Annotated in this window: 15 protein-coding genes; 12 read left to right on the top strand and 3 right to left on the bottom strand. The window is 43.0% G+C overall.

What is annotated here, in order from left to right; genetic code table 11:
* Positions 1 to 91 precede the first annotated feature (91 nt).
* The 11 genes from panB (at position 92) to HC660_RS11075 (ending at position 10,500) form a co-directional block, all read left to right on the top strand.
* Positions 92 to 925: a 3-methyl-2-oxobutanoate hydroxymethyltransferase gene (gene panB / locus HC660_RS11125; protein ID WP_010334716.1), complete on the top strand. Its 834-nt coding sequence runs from the start codon at positions 92 to 94 to the stop codon at positions 923 to 925.
* Between the two features lies 1 nt (position 926).
* Complete coding sequence (gene panC, locus HC660_RS11120; RefSeq protein WP_010334715.1) at positions 927 to 1,787, top strand: pantoate--beta-alanine ligase; 861 nt, start codon at positions 927 to 929, stop codon at positions 1,785 to 1,787.
* 2 nt (positions 1,788 to 1,789) lie between these two features.
* The gene (panD, locus tag HC660_RS11115; protein ID WP_168749453.1) at positions 1,790 to 2,173 is read left to right on the top strand and encodes an aspartate 1-decarboxylase; all 384 of its coding nucleotides are present in this window, start codon (positions 1,790 to 1,792) and stop codon (positions 2,171 to 2,173) included.
* 125 nt (positions 2,174 to 2,298) lie between these two features.
* Positions 2,299 to 5,094, top strand: a complete 2,796-nt coding sequence (gene dinG / locus HC660_RS11110; RefSeq protein ID WP_168748112.1) for an ATP-dependent DNA helicase DinG — start codon at positions 2,299 to 2,301, stop codon at positions 5,092 to 5,094.
* A 141-nt stretch (positions 5,095 to 5,235) separates the two neighbouring features.
* Positions 5,236 to 5,406, top strand: a complete 171-nt coding sequence (locus HC660_RS11105) for a YpmA family protein (protein WP_003225588.1) — start codon at positions 5,236 to 5,238, stop codon at positions 5,404 to 5,406.
* Positions 5,407 to 5,414: 8 nt separating this feature from the next.
* A complete protein-coding gene (gene tseB / locus HC660_RS11100) occupies positions 5,415 to 5,900 on the top strand; it encodes a cell wall elongation/penicillin-binding protein regulator TseB (protein ID WP_010334712.1) in 486 nt (161 codons plus the stop codon).
* Between the two features lie 22 nt (positions 5,901 to 5,922).
* Positions 5,923 to 7,104 carry an aspartate transaminase AspB gene (aspB, locus tag HC660_RS11095; protein ID WP_010334711.1) on the top strand — a complete coding sequence of 394 codons (1,182 nt, stop codon included), beginning with the start codon at positions 5,923 to 5,925 and terminating at the stop codon, positions 7,102 to 7,104.
* Between the two features lie 140 nt (positions 7,105 to 7,244).
* The gene (gene asnS / locus HC660_RS11090) at positions 7,245 to 8,537 is read left to right on the top strand and encodes an asparagine--tRNA ligase (RefSeq protein ID WP_168748111.1); all 1,293 of its coding nucleotides are present in this window, start codon (positions 7,245 to 7,247) and stop codon (positions 8,535 to 8,537) included.
* 95 nt (positions 8,538 to 8,632) lie between these two features.
* On the top strand, positions 8,633 to 9,331 hold the full coding sequence (dnaD, locus tag HC660_RS11085; protein ID WP_168748110.1) for a DNA replication protein DnaD: 699 nt from the start codon (positions 8,633 to 8,635) through the stop codon (positions 9,329 to 9,331).
* 18 nt (positions 9,332 to 9,349) lie between these two features.
* Positions 9,350 to 10,009: an endonuclease III gene (nth, locus tag HC660_RS11080; RefSeq protein ID WP_010334708.1), complete on the top strand. Its 660-nt coding sequence runs from the start codon at positions 9,350 to 9,352 to the stop codon at positions 10,007 to 10,009.
* Positions 10,006 to 10,500 (top strand): YpoC family protein, encoded by a 495-nt coding sequence (locus HC660_RS11075; RefSeq protein ID WP_168748109.1) that lies wholly within the window; start codon positions 10,006 to 10,008, stop codon positions 10,498 to 10,500. The genes nth and HC660_RS11075 overlap by 4 nt, the downstream gene beginning before the upstream one ends.
* 67 nt (positions 10,501 to 10,567) lie before the next feature.
* Here the strand turns inward: HC660_RS11075 and HC660_RS11070 are convergent, their stop codons facing one another.
* Complete coding sequence (locus tag HC660_RS11070; RefSeq protein WP_168748108.1) at positions 10,568 to 13,315, bottom strand: PBP1A family penicillin-binding protein; 2,748 nt, start codon at positions 13,313 to 13,315, stop codon at positions 10,568 to 10,570.
* Between the two features lie 21 nt (positions 13,316 to 13,336).
* Positions 13,337 to 13,957 (bottom strand): Holliday junction resolvase RecU, encoded by a 621-nt coding sequence (recU, locus tag HC660_RS11065; protein ID WP_010334705.1) that lies wholly within the window; start codon positions 13,955 to 13,957, stop codon positions 13,337 to 13,339.
* 40 nt (positions 13,958 to 13,997) lie between these two features.
* Here recU and HC660_RS11060 point away from each other — a divergent pair, with 40 nt between their 5' ends.
* Positions 13,998 to 14,960 carry a DUF2515 domain-containing protein gene (locus HC660_RS11060; RefSeq protein ID WP_168748107.1) on the top strand — a complete coding sequence of 321 codons (963 nt, stop codon included), beginning with the start codon at positions 13,998 to 14,000 and terminating at the stop codon, positions 14,958 to 14,960.
* 25 nt (positions 14,961 to 14,985) lie between these two features.
* On the opposite strand, the gene sspM is transcribed toward HC660_RS11060, so the two are convergent.
* Positions 14,986 to 15,090: an acid-soluble spore protein SspM gene (sspM, locus tag HC660_RS11055; RefSeq protein WP_010334703.1), complete on the bottom strand. Its 105-nt coding sequence runs from the start codon at positions 15,088 to 15,090 to the stop codon at positions 14,986 to 14,988.
* Positions 15,091 to 15,159 lie beyond the last annotated feature (69 nt).

Below are 15,159 nucleotides of genomic sequence, written 5' to 3'. Positions count from 1 at the left end.
AAAGTGAAGAATCCTTCTCGTGTAGCGGAAGGTTTTTTGGCTTGGATAAGAAACGGCAGCTCATCTCCTCTAAAAATGAGGAGGAGAAAAAGTGAAAACAAAACTTGATTTCTTAAAAATGAAAGAGAATGAAGAACCGATTGTCATGCTGACGGCTTACGATTATCCGGCAGCCAAGCTTGCTGAACAAGCGGGAGTGGATATGATTTTAGTCGGCGATTCATTAGGAATGGTCGTGCTAGGCCTTGATTCAACTGTCGGCGTGACAGTTGCGGATATGATCCATCATACGAAAGCGGTCAAAAGAGGTGCGCCAAATACATTTATCGTAACCGACATGCCGTTTATGTCCTACCACTTGTCTAAAGAGGATACGCTGAAAAATGCCGCAGCTATCGTTCAGGAAAGCGGAGCTGACGCGCTGAAGCTGGAGGGCGGTGAAGGGGTGTTTGAATCCATCCGCGCCTTGACGCTCGGTGGCATTCCTGTTGTGAGTCATTTAGGGCTGACACCGCAATCAGTCGGTGTATTAGGCGGATATAAAGTCCAGGGCAAAGATGAACAAAGCGCAAAGAAATTAATAGAAGACAGTATAAAATGTGAGGAAGCGGGAGCCATGATGCTTGTGCTTGAATGTGTGCCTGCAGAACTCACGGCAAAAATCGCAGAGACATTAACCATCCCTGTCATTGGAATCGGAGCTGGTGTAAAAGCGGACGGACAGGTTCTTGTTTATCATGATATTATCGGTCATGGTGTTGTTAGAACACCTAAATTTGTGAAACAATATACGCAAATTGACGGCACTATAGAAACAGCAATCAGTGGATATGTCCATGATGTAAGACGTCGTGCTTTCCCTGAACAAAAGCATTCCTTTCAGATGAATCAGTCAGTCCTGGAAGGCTTGTACGGAGGAAAATAAGATGAAGCAGATTACAGATATCTCACAGCTGAAAGAAATCATTACACAATATCAGTCAGAAGGCAAAACAATCGGATTTGTTCCGACGATGGGATTTCTTCATGAAGGGCATTTAACCTTGGCAGACAAAGCCAGACAAGAAAATGACGCCGTCGTGATGAGTATTTTTGTAAATCCGACGCAATTCGGTCCCGGTGAGGATTTTGAAGCGTATCCGCGCGATCTGGAACGTGATGCCGCTCATGCGGAAAACATCGGCGTTGATATTCTTTTCACCCCTGATGCCAGTGACATGTATCCCGGTGAAAAAAATGTAACGATACATGTTGAGAGACGTACAGATGTTTTATGCGGGCGTTCAAGAGAAGGACATTTTGACGGAGTTGCCATCGTGCTGACGAAGCTGTTCAACCTTGTTAAACCGACACGCGCTTATTTTGGTTTAAAGGATGCACAGCAGGTGGCAGTTGTTGATGGTTTAATCAGTGATTTCTTCATGGATATTGAACTGGTTGCTGTAGATACGGTCAGAGAGAAAGACGGGTTAGCTAAAAGCTCCCGGAATGTGTATTTAACGGCTGAGGAAAGAAGAGAAGCACCTAAGCTTTACCAAGCCCTTCAGACGAGTGCCGAGCTGATCAGAGCAGGTGAGAGAAATCCTGAAGCGGTCATCAAAGCTGCAAAAGACATCATTGAAACGACAAGCGGCAACATTGATTATGTTGAGCTTTATTCCTATCCGGAGCTTGAGCCTGTGAACAAGGTGGAAGGAAAGATTATTCTGGCTGTAGCAGTTGCATTTACAAAAGCGCGTTTAATAGACAATATCATTATTGATATTCGAGAAATGGAGAGAATATAATGATGTATCGCACGATGATGAGCGGAAAGCTTCATAGGGCAACGGTTACAGAAGCAAATCTTAACTATGTGGGCAGCATTACAATTGATGAAGATCTTATTGATGCGGTAGGAATGCTTCCTAATGAAAAAGTGCAAATTGTGAATAATAACAATGGAGCACGCCTGGAAACATACATTATTCCCGGTCAGCGCGGGAGCGGAGTCATCTGTTTAAACGGAGCTGCTGCACGCCTTGTACAGAAAGGCGATAAGGTGATTATTATTTCCTACAAAATGATGTCTGATCAAGAAGCGGCAAAACATCAGCCGAAAGTTGCCGTTTTGAATGACCAAAACAAAATTGAACAAATGCTTGGACAAGAACCTGCCAGCACCATTTTGTAGATATACCGCCCCCTTTACCGGGGGTTTTCTTTTAAGATTTTCAGCGTAAAACGGTTTTGCCGCTCCATTTCCGTACAAAACGTGTTACACTTTTGTCGTATGCAAGAATTGAGGTGTCCATTTTAATGAAAAAGCAACGGTTCGTTGTTATAGATGTAGAAACAACAGGGAATTCGCCAAAAAAGGGCGATAAAATCATTCAAATTGCAGCGGTTGTAATTGAAAATGGACAAATTACTGAGCGGTTTTCAAAATATATTAATCCAAATAAATCCATTCCGGTTTTTATTGAACAGCTTACGGGAATCACAAATCAAATGGTAGAGGATCAGCCGCCGTTTGAAGCAGTGGCTGAAGAAGTGTTTCATTTGCTTGACGGCGCTTACTTTGTCGCACACAATATCCATTTTGACCTCGGGTTTGTGAAGCATGAGTTGCATAAAGCGGGTTTCCAGCTTCCAGATTGTGAAGTGCTGGATACTGTCGAGCTCTCCCGTATCGCATTTCCGGGATTTGAGGGATATAAGCTGACTGAATTAAGCGAAGAGCTTCAGCTGCGGCATGATCAGCCGCATCGAGCTGACAGCGACGCTGAAGTCACAGGACTTATTTTTTTGGAAATTCTTGAAAAGCTTAGGCGGCTTCCTTATCCGACATTAAAGCAGTTAAGAAGGCTGTCACAGCATTTTATCAGTGATCTGACGCATTTGTTAGATATGTTCATTTATGAAAACAGACATACAGATATGCCAGGCTATACACGTTTTTCCTCTTTTTCTGTCAGAGAACCTGAACCAGAGATTGAACGTCTCAAGGAAGATGAAGCATTTCTATTTGAGATTGAAAATTGGACAGCGGGAAATGAAAAAGCACTCTCTGAGTTCATGCCCCATTACGAAAAAAGGGAAGGCCAGATGCTGATGATGAAAGAAGTGGCTGAGGCCTTTGCCAATCGTGAACATGCACTGATTGAAGCTGCTCCGGGCATCGGAAAAACAATCGGCTACCTGATTCCGGCTGCACTTTTTGCTAAGAAGTCAAAAAAGCCAGTCGTCATCAGCACGTATTCAACTCTTCTTCAGCAGCAGATTTTGACGAAGGATTTGCCGATCATCAAAGATATGTTCCCTTTTTCGGTGACTGCGGCTATTTTAAAAGGGCAATCGCATTATTTGTGCCTTTATAAGTTTGAGCAGGTGCTTCATGAAGAAGACGATAACTATGATGCCGTTTTGACAAAAGCCCAGCTTCTTGTTTGGCTGACAGAGACAAACACGGGAGATGTAGCAGAACTGAATTTGCCGTCAGGCGGTAAGCTGCTGTGGGACAGATTGGCATACGATGATCAATCTTATAAACGAAATCAGAGGGATCAAGTGATCGGTTTTTATGAACGGGCCAAACAAAGTGCCATGCGGTCTGATCTGGTGATTACGAATCATTCTCTACTGCTTACCGATGAGGCAAGCAGAAAAAAAAGACTCCCGGATAGCGGGACTTTTGTAATTGATGAAGCACACCATTTTGAACGTGCCGCAAGCGAACATTTAGGAAAAAGAGCAACTTACATAGAACTGCATACAAAATTGAGCAGAATCGGAACGCTGAAAGAGCAGGGACTGCTGAAAAAAATGAGACAGCTTTTTCAGCGCCACAGCCTGCCGGTGGATTCATTTTTTGAAGTGGAGGAGTGGCTCCAGCATATTCAGGCGGAAAGTGATGCTTTCTTCAGCTCTGTGCATTCTTTTGTCAAACGAAGAAAACCTAAAGAAGACTTAAACCGTCTTGTCTTTAACGTGAACAAAAAAACTCACGATAAAGGATGGCCCGTATTAACAGACGGAGCGGAAAGGCTCTGCTCTATGCTGGCGCATTTGCAGCAGCTTTTTGAGGCCCAAACGGCTCTGATGGAAGAACATCTGACAGCCATGAAAAGCAAAAATGCTTTCTTGGCCGATGAATATAATAGAAGCATGAATGACTTGGGGGAGTACGCACAGACTCTCAATCAGCTGTTCTTTGGCTCAGATGACCATGAAGCGGTTTGGATTGAAATAGATGCTAAAGGTGCGAAAAATGCCGTAGCTATATATGCACAGCCGCTGGAACCGGGCGAGCTTCTTGCTGATCAGTTTTTTGCGCGGAAAAACAGTGTTGTTCTTACATCTGCAACTCTAACGATAGAAAATTCGTTCCAATTTATCATTGAGCGTTTGGGGTTAAGCGACTTTTTTCCCCGCACAATGAGGATCGCGTCTCCTTTTTCTTACGATGAGCGGATGCAGGTAATGATTCCAAAAGAAATAAAATCGATTCAAGATACGGGGCAGACTGAATTTATACAGGATACCGCACGCTATATCGAACTGATGGCAAAAGAACAACAGCCGAAAATCCTTGTGCTGTTTACGTCTCATGACATGCTGAAAAAAGTGCATCAGGAACTAAAGCCCGCCATGAGTGTTTCCGGCATTCAGCTTCTGGCTCAGGGCTTAACCGGCGGCAGTCCGGGAAAACTGATGAAAACGTTCAAAACAGCAAATCAGGCCATCTTGCTTGGAACGAATCATTTTTGGGAAGGCGTTGATTTCCCTGGCGATGAGCTGACGACAGTGATCATCGTAAGACTTCCTTTCCGGGCTCCGGATCATCCGCTGCACGCTGCAAAATGTGAGCTGGCGAGAAAAAAAGGGCGCAATCCGTTTCAAACGGTCTCACTGCCGGAAGCGGTGCTGACGTTCAGACAAGGAGTTGGACGCTTGCTCCGGACAGCTGGAGACAAAGGAACGATTGTCATATTAGACAGACGGGTCAAAACAGCTGGTTACGGGCGCCTGTTTCTTGATGCTCTGCCGACATCCGCAATATCTGAAGTGACTGACAGTGAGATTGAAGCTTATGTTGCCGGGAAAAGTGAATAAAAGCCGCATAAAGCGGCTTTCCGGTGTGGGAGTAGGACGTGTTTTATTTGTTAAAGCGGTTTTCCGCTCTGTGGTACTAGTATGGCGCGTCCTGAAAAGGAGTATGACTAACAATATTTGTTCAATTTGGAGGATGAAAAAATGGAAAGCAAAATCGAAATTCTTTCAACAATTAATGTAGAGCATTCGGATGACCTTTATAAAATTGTAGACACGCTGAATCGGACACTGAAAAGAGATAATCTGATGTTCGGTCTTGCACTTGATGAAGAAAACAAAAACCAAGCCGTTTTTACCATTTATCGTACGTAGGTGAGAAGATGAGAAAAAAAGCATTAATATTTACCGCCATATTTGGTATTATTTTTTTAGCAGTACTTCTTGTCTCGGCAAGCATTTATAAATCAGCCATGGCACAAAAGGAAAAGGGGCATGAAGCAGCAGCTGCTGAAGCGAAAAAAGAAACCGACCTCACCAGCGTTGATCAAGTCGAAACATTTGTCGGAAAAGAAAAATATTATATCGTAAAGGGAACCGACAAAAAAGGCATCAAATTATATGTGTGGGTTCCTGCTGATAAAAAAGCAAAAATTCTCTCAAAAGAAGCAAAAGAGGGGATCACCGAGGACAAAGCGGCGAAAATCATACAAGATGAAGGCCTGGTTTCAAAGCAAAAAGAGGTTCACCTGGCAAGAGAAGGGAACGTCCTGCTTTGGGAAGTAACGTACTTAGACAAAGAAGGACAATACAGTTTAAGTTATGTGGACTTTACAACTGGAAAGATTCTCAAAAATATCACGCCTTAAGACGAATTAGGGGGAGTTCAAGTTGAAACTGGCAAAAAGAGTATCCGCATTAACACCGTCTACAACACTGGCAATTACAGCGAAAGCGAAAGAATTGAAAGCGGCAGGCCATGATGTCATCGGCCTCGGAGCGGGTGAACCCGACTTCAATACACCGCAGCACATTATTGATGCAGCTGTACGCTCAATGAACGAAGGACATACGAAATATACGCCTTCAGGCGGCTTGGCTGAATTAAAGAACAGCATTGCAGAGAAATTTAAACGTGACCAGAATATTGAATACAAACCGTCTGAACTGATTGTCTGTACTGGTGCCAAACATGCACTGTATACCCTTTTCCAAGTGATTTTGGATGAAGGAGACGAAGTGATTATTCCAACGCCGTACTGGGTAAGCTATCCGGAACAGGTGAAACTTGCTGGCGGTCAGCCTGTTTATGTAGAAGGACTTGAGGAAAATCACTTTAAGATTTCTCCTGAGCAGCTGAAAAAAGCGATCACAGAAAAAACAAAAGCAATCGTTATTAATTCACCAAGCAATCCGACTGGCGTTATGTATACGGAAGAAGAGCTGGCTGCGCTTGGCGAAGTGTGCCTTGATCATGACATCCTGATCGTATCTGACGAAATTTATGAAAAACTTACATACGGCGGCAAGAAACACGTTTCCATCGCCCAGCTGTCTGACAGATTGAAAGAGCAAACGATCGTCATCAACGGCGTATCAAAATCACACAGCATGACAGGCTGGAGAATCGGTTATGCGGCTGGAGCAGAAGAGATCATCAAAGCGATGACAAACCTTGCAAGCCACAGCACGTCAAATCCGACATCTGTCGCACAATACGGAGCGATTGCCGCATACAACGGACCTTCTGAGCCAATGGAAGAGATGAGAAAAGCATTTGAGCATAGGTTAAATACGATTTATGATCAGCTCGTTGAAATCCCGGGCTTCAGCTGCGTGAAGCCGGAAGGTGCTTTTTACTTATTTCCGAATGCAAAAAAAGCAGCTCAAACATGCGGTTTCAAAGATGTAGATGAATTTGTCAAGGCGCTTCTTGAAGAAGAAAAAGTCGCGATTGTTCCTGGCTCCGGATTCGGCTCTCCTGATAATGTCCGGTTGTCCTACGCAACATCCTTAGACCTTCTTGAAAAAGCGGTGGAACGAATCAAACGTTTTGTAGAAAAACATAGCTAACAGATCAGAAAGCGGCTGACAAAAAGCCGCTTTTTATCTGCATTGACCCGGTCAGTTAAGACCGGGTATAATAAAGTGATGATAAAAGAGTTCGCGGGGCAAAAGCTTCCGAATGTCTTCTTGTTTTGGAGGGAAATATTTTGAAAACAACAATCAACCAAGTGTACAAGCACGTAGGTGAGGAAGTAACGATCGGAGCTTGGGTCGCTAATAAGCGTTCAAGCGGGAAAATCGCGTTTTTACAGCTGAGAGACGGTACTGGTTTTATTCAAGGTGTCGTTGTAAAAGCGGAGGTTGAAGAAAGCATTTTCCAAACGGCTAAATCTGTGACGCAGGAAACGTCACTGTATATAAAAGGAATTGTCAAAGAGGACGAGCGTTCTCCGCTTGGTTATGAATTAGCTGTGACAGATATTGAAGTCATTCACGAAGCGACTGATTATCCAATTACGCCTAAGGAACACGGTACGGAATTTTTGATGGATCACAGACATTTATGGCTTCGTTCAAAGCGCCAGCATGCGATCATGAAAATCCGCAATGAAATCATTCGTGCGACTTATGAATTCTTTAATAACGAAGGCTTCGTAAAAGTAGATCCGCCGATTTTGACTGGAAGCGCGCCTGAAGGAACAACTGAGCTCTTTGCGACAAAATACTTCGATGAAGATGCTTACCTGTCTCAAAGCGGACAGCTGTACATGGAAGCTGCGGCGATGGCATTAGGAAAAGTATTCTCCTTCGGACCGACGTTCAGAGCAGAAAAATCGAAAACAAAACGTCACTTAATCGAATTCTGGATGATCGAACCGGAAATGGCGTTTGTAGAATTTGAAGAAAACCTTCAAGTACAGGAAAATTACGTTTCATTCATCGTGCAATCAGTTCTTAAGAATTGCAAAATTGAATTAAACACGCTAGGAAGAGACACGTCAAAACTTGAGCAAATCAAAGTGCCGTTCCCAAGAATCACGTATGACGAAGCGATTGACTTTCTGAAAGAAAAAGGCTTTGACGATATCGAGTGGGGAGACGATTTTGGAGCGCCTCATGAAACAGCGATTGCAGAGCACTATGACAAGCCTGTTTTCATCACTCGCTATCCGACGTCCTTAAAACCGTTCTATATGCAGCCGGCGTCTGACCGTGAAGATGTAGTGCTTTGCGCAGATCTGATCGCGCCTGAAGGCTACGGAGAAATCATCGGCGGTTCTGAACGGATTCACGATATGGAACTTTTGGAAGCGCGTCTTAAAGAACATGGACTGGATTCTGACGCATATAAATGGTATGCTGAACTTAGAAAATATGGATCAGTTCCACATTCCGGATTCGGCCTTGGATTAGAGCGTACAGTCGCTTGGATCAGCGGAGCGCCTCACGTGCGTGAAACAATTCCGTTCCCAAGACTGTTGAACCGTCTGTATCCGTAATACATGTAAATGAAACAAGAAAAAAGAGTCTCCTGCAAGGGAGACTTTTTACAGTAAAGGGGAAAACACTAACCTTTACAGTAAGAGGTGTAACGATGAAAAAACAGCAATTTATTGATATGCAGGAGATGGGGATGTCGACGATTCCCAATCTTCTGCTGACCCATTATAAACAGCTTGGACTTAATGAAACAGAACTGATTCTGCTGTTGAAAATCAAAATGCATTTAGAAAAGGGATCTTATTTTCCTACACCGCATGAACTGCAGGAAGGCATGACGATTTCTGTTGAAGAATGCACAAACAGATTGCGTATGTTTATTCAAAAGGGATTTCTGTTTATTGAGGAAGGCGAAGACCAAAACGGAATCAAGTTTGAGAAATATTCACTCCAGCCTTTATGGGGCAAGCTCTATGAATATATAGAGCTTGCCCAGAATCAAACACAAGAAAGAAGAGCAGAAGGGGAACAAAAAAGCCTTTATACGATTTTTGAAGAAGAGTTTGCTAGACCATTATCTCCTTTAGAGTGTGAAACACTGGCCATTTGGCAGGATCAGGATCAGCATGATGCACAGCTGATTAAGCACGCTTTAAAAGAGGCTGTATTATCAGGAAAACTCAGCTTTCGCTACATTGACCGGATTTTATTTGAATGGAAGAAAAACGGGCTGAAAACAGTGGAGCAGGCCAAAATCCACAGCCAAAAATTCCGGCGTGTTCAAACAAAACAGAATGAGCCGCAAAAAGAGTATAAGAGGCAGGTTCCTTTTTACAATTGGCTTGAACAATAAAGTGAAAAGGTGACAATCGTGTTAAATCTAAAACAAATTGAATTCTGTTTAGAGAAGATAGGCGACATGTTTCCCCACGCGGAGTGTGAACTTGTTCATTCCAATCCTTTTGAATTAGTGGTGGCAGTCGCATTATCTGCGCAATGTACAGACGCACTTGTAAACAGGGTGACCAAAACATTATTTCAAAAATATAAACGGCCGGAAGACTATTTATCTGTTTCTCTGGAAGAGCTCCAGCAGGATATCAAATCAATCGGTTTGTACCGTAATAAAGCAAAAAATATTCAAAAGCTGAGCAAAATGATTATTGAAGATTATGGCGGAGAAGTACCGAAGGACCGTGATGAGCTAGTGAAACTCCCAGGAGTTGGCCGGAAGACTGCCAATGTTGTCGTATCTGTTGCCTTTGGCGTACCAGCCATTGCAGTGGATACCCACGTCGAGAGGGTCAGCAAGCGTCTGGGCATCTGCCGGTGGAAGGATTCTGTGCTGGAAGTCGAAAAGACGCTGATGCGCAAGGTTCCGAAAGAAGACTGGTCCGTTACTCATCACCGGCTCATATTCTTCGGAAGATATCATTGTAAGGCACAATCGCCGCGCTGTGCGGAATGTCCATTGCTTTCTCTGTGCAGAGAAGGGCAGAAGAGAGATAAAAAAGGGCTGGTGAAACGATGACGGCAGCGAATGAATTGTTAGCTTCTTATGAGCAATATTTGCGCAGTCTAGGCCACATTGACTTCACCGATATCAAGAAAGCATTAAGGGTCAACCCTTTGTGTTTTGACTTCTCTGAGACCACGCAAGACATCATTCCGTGGGAAAACAGCGCCAAGTACGTTCCGTATCTATTTCAAGTGTGGGAAGAAACAAAAGAATCACTTCTCCCCGTATTTCAAACAAGAAAGTCCAGATGCGATCAAAACGACATGCTTAAAGGGATTGTATGTTTACTTGTTTCGTTTCATTGGACAGCGGGTGAGCGGGTAATGTCGCTGAATTGGTCAGAACTGACAAAAAAGTCATTTCCGGCTAAGCCGATTAATTGGGCTGAACGAGTGGAGTTTATTCTGCTGAAGCCGACCCAATATCATTGCTTTATCCAGCTAGATGAACTTTTTACAGAAATGAAAAAGCATTTTTATAAGCATCACGCGATGAAACGATAAAGCCTCCCCTAAAAAGGGAGGTTTTTTGTGCAGAAAAAAGCCATCACCTTTAGTGATGGCTTTGAATTTAATTCGTTTTTTCAGTTGATGATGAATTCGTTTGTGTATTGCCAGATGTATTTGTTTTGTTTTTATCTGTATCCGTTCCTGTTGAATCGTCTGTTGAGTCACCATCTGACGCATCTTCTTCTTTGCGGCCATTGTTATTGCTGCTGTTATCTTTAGATGGGTCTTGGTTGCTGTTGTCAGATGGGTTGGTGTTCGTGTTGTCTTGTTTTTTGTCTTGATCGTTTGTTGAATCATCTGTCTGATCTTGATCTTTCTGACTGTCATCTGTTTGAGAATCATCAGTTTGTGTGTCATCCTGAGTCTTTTCATCATCTTGATTTTCATCATCCGTTTGCTGCTGGTCTTTTTTATCTTCATCCTCTTCGGCTTTTGGCACTTCATAGGATGTCGACGCTGAACTTTTGCCATCATCACTGACGGCTGTCACTTCGAATTTGTATACAGAGCCTGGCTGCACGCCCGAAATGACTGCCTCTTTTGCAGAGCTGTTTTGAATTTCAGAGTAGCTGCCGCCATCAACAGATTGCTTAACAGCAAAGGACGCATCTCCATCGTAATTCCAGCTTAATGTCAATGATTGATTGTCTTTATCATATTTCACACTTAAACCAGACAGTTTTGCTGTTTCTTCTTTTTCTTCTTTCTCATAGGTTTTAGAAACAGTAGAAGGAGCTGTGCCTTTTACAAAGTACTCTGTGAGCTTTTTATCGCTTGGCGTATTTGGCCCTGCCAGTTTTGCCGGGTTAGAGCCTTTTTCTACAGTGGCTTCCACTACGCTGTCAGGCTTCTCAAATGATCCGCTTCCGTCATCGACTTGGGCGATGAGCTGTGCAAATAGACGTTTTGCAACTTGTTGTTCTGTATGATTTAAAGATTTTTTCCCTAACTTGTTTTTTGAATCTACACCTGTCCATACAGCAGCAGTGTACTGAGGTGTATACCCGACAAACCAGGAATCAGGCACACCGCCAGAGGCGATATTGTACTTTTGTATAGTATCTTCATCAAAGTTTGTTGTTCCAGTTTTACCGGCTACCTCGACTCCAGGTACTTGTGCAAGCTGTCCCGTACCTGTCTTAACAGCTGTTTTCAGCATATCTGTAATCATAAAGGCTGTATAATCGCTCATTGCTGACTTTGATTTCGGTGTTAAGTCAAGCTTTGTTCCATCGTTAAATTCAATAGACTTCACAAAATGCGGTTCATTATACGTTCCGTTATTTCCAAATGCGCTGTATGCTCCTGCCATCGTCAGTGAAGAGACACCCGGGTTGTCATCTCCGAATCCTCCAATAGAATAGGATTCATACACTTTTTCCTTATTTAAACCGAGTCCCAATCCATTAGCAAAATCCACTGCAGTGTCTTTTCCGACTGCTTGGAATGCTTTTAAAGCTGGGATATTACGGGATTGTGCCAGTGCTTCCCGCATGGACATAGGCCCTTTATATCGTCGGTCAAAGTCACGGATAGGTGTTCCATCTGAATACGTGTAAGCTGAGTCATCAATTTGCTCGTAAGTTGACCATTTTTTATTTTCAATAACTGGTCCGTAGTCGAGAATTGGTTTTATCGTAGAACCAGGCTGAGTTTTTCCTTGTGTGGCATAGTTGAAGCCCCCAACCGTTGAATTTCTTCCGGAACCGATTGCCCGGACTTCACCGGTTTTTGTGTCAAGAAGCGACACGCCGCCTTGCATGCCTTCAGTAAATCCGACAGTGTCCCCATCCATTAATTCATCTAAAGTGTCTTGTGCTTTTGTATCTAGTGTTGTATAGATCTTTAATCCGTCAGCAGATGGATCGACATCAGATTTTTCATCTATTTCTTTCATGACTTCATCGACAAACGCACTGTATTTGTTTGAATTTGTTTTTTCATATTCCTTCTGTGAAACAACGCCTTCGTCTTTCATCGCCACTTTTTTGGCTTTAGTATATTCAGAATCAGAAATAAATCCTTGCTTTTTCATCAGGCTGAGTACAATGTTCCGTCTTTTTTCCGCTTTATCAGGGTTTTTAACCGGATTGTACGCTGTCGGACTCTGCGGCATACCCGCAAGTGTCGCAGCCTGTTCCACTGTCAATTTGCTTAAATCAGTGACGCCGAAAAATTCTTCCGCCGCTTTTCCGATTCCGTAGGCTCTAGGAGAAAAATAAATTCGGTTTAAATACATTTCTAAAATTTCATCTTTAGAATAATTACGTTCCAGCTGTATAGAAAGCCAGACTTCCTGCACCTTCCGTTTTAGCGTTTTCTGATGTGACAGAAGGGAGTTCTTGACGACCTGCTGGGTGATGGTACTTCCGCCTTCAGCTCCGAAGCCGTCTTTAAAGTTGGCGACTAAGGCGCCTCCGATACGGACAGGGTCAATCCCGTGGTGTTCGTAAAAACGTGCGTCCTCTGTCGCGATAAAGGCTTCTTTTACGACATCAGGTATTTCATCTATCGAGACATAGGTACGCTTTTCGGCACCGACTTCTGCGACTTCTTTTCCGTTTTTATCATAAATTGTCGATGAATAAGGCGTCTTCAATTTGTTTTCGTCCAGTGATGGCGCATCAGAAACCATGACGGCAAATGTTACAGCACCGCCGACTACGCCTAAAACAAACAGAATGAGTAAAGTGAATAGCGTCTTTTTAAATAATCCGCCTTTTTTTCGTTTCTTGCCTTTTTTCGGTGAAGGGCTCGACTTGCTGTTCGCTTTACGCCGAGCTTCACGGCTCGTAAATTGATCTGACATAACATCTCAACCTTTCGTTAATCAACCTTTCGCACTTGATGATGGCGAAAAATAAAGCTGCTCAATAATACTAATATAATCAATTCTTGGCGCGTATCCAAGAGAAATCGGATAAGCTGCTTCCTCTAACTCATCTTTTCGAATGGATTTTCTGCCATTTTTTTCTTTTCTTTCCCAGAAATAAAACAGCCTATCAGCTTCTAAAAAATAAACCTGGCCGAAAGCGGATATAATAACAAAACAAATACCGTCTTGAGCCGTTACCTGCTTCATATGCTCAATTTGATGGTCATGAAAATTCTGCAGGGGGAAAGAGGTTGTGTTTTTTGTCTCTTTCGCCTCAAAGTCAATGTACCGTCCTTTATAAATTCCGTTATAATCTGTTGTCGATGATTGCTTAAAATAGGCTTCTTTTATGACTGCAGCGCTTCTTTTTGGATAATGGACATTTACAATTTGAACAGGTGTTGGCTTTTTGTGTATCACGGCAATTTGGTTTGTCAGATAATACTTATTCGTTTCGTTTAAGTCATCTTCGAGGGTCATTCCGCGATTACTGTAAGATGGCGCTCTTTTATGACTGCTTTGGGATGAAACCGGATGTTTCGGCTGAAACGTTTTTCCGTTAGGATACCGAATCACTTTCTCATCCTCCTTATTAAACTATTAGTGACGGAAGTGAATGAACGTGCAAGAACAACAGGCCATCAGAAAACTTCTTCGCCGGATTGAGCGGCAGACGGCAGTCAAAAACGCCGATAATATTTCAAGAACAAATGCTTATAAGACATTCTATGACCGTCATCCGGAAATTAAATGGTCGCTCTTAGCTTCCTTCGTTTCACGCAATGCCGGCTGGTCAATGACTGATTTAAAGGGCAGTCTGTTTCAGCTTGGTCTGCGTGAGTCACAGCAAAGGTGGTTCTTTTTGGCCTATGAGAGAGCGAATTGGCTCATCTTTTCAGATGCCTATCCGCAGCTTCTTTTGTACCACTGGTCTGTAAAAATCAGGAAGCCCCTGTTCAGCTATCTGCAATTGCTTGGCGTATCACAATTTATGACAGAAGAGTGGACCCGTTTTTGGCATGAACGAAACACGGAGCGGCTCATGTATGCTCTCATTATAAATGAACAAAACACTATCCAAACACCTATTATACAAAATCCTTCGTTCAAAAAGAACGTTTTTGGCACGATTCCTTTTTATTTAAGTGACTGGTTTCATTTTAACACCGTTATTTTTCCATCTTCAGACGGCATTCTTTACGGTGTTTCGGCCAAACGTTTTTCTAACACCGAAGAGAGGATTAAGCTCGGTAAACAGCTGTCACAATTGCTTTTCAGCCCGGAACTGTTTTCTTCTTTTTATGACTTTTTGCACACAGTGCCGCATACGGGCTCCCGTTTTGATATGGAAAAAATGATCGGAATCACAAAAAGAACATCTCCTATGCTAAGGACATGCTACCCTGAATTAACTCACTCATTAGACGGAAAGAAAACAGATTGGTTTCATGGAAAGATAAAGAAAGGCTTCTTTGCGCGTGAGGCATTGCCGCAGCAGATAGAATTGACTGACTGGTATGTAAACAAAAAACGTCAGCTGCATGCGCTTTTTGCAGTGGAGCATTGGCTGAAGAAATAAAAGAAGCAAGGAATTTCCTTGCTTCTTACGTAGAAGGACGGTTCGGGCCGCCTAGTTTTTTATCTAAAGAATCAACTGCTTTTGATTCAGTCTTTTTTTGCTGGCCGGCTTTTTTCGGTCTGGATTTCATACGGCACCTCCTCACAAGTATCGTGTGCATTAAGCATGAGGATCATACAATTTTTGCGTGTCTTTTTGT

The organism is Bacillus mojavensis (genome assembly GCF_012648005.1).
Lineage (GTDB): Bacteria > Bacillota > Bacilli > Bacillales > Bacillaceae > Bacillus > Bacillus mojavensis.
Note: the sequence above shows the minus strand (reverse complement) of the source record. Positions and strands in the feature narration are given on the sequence as shown.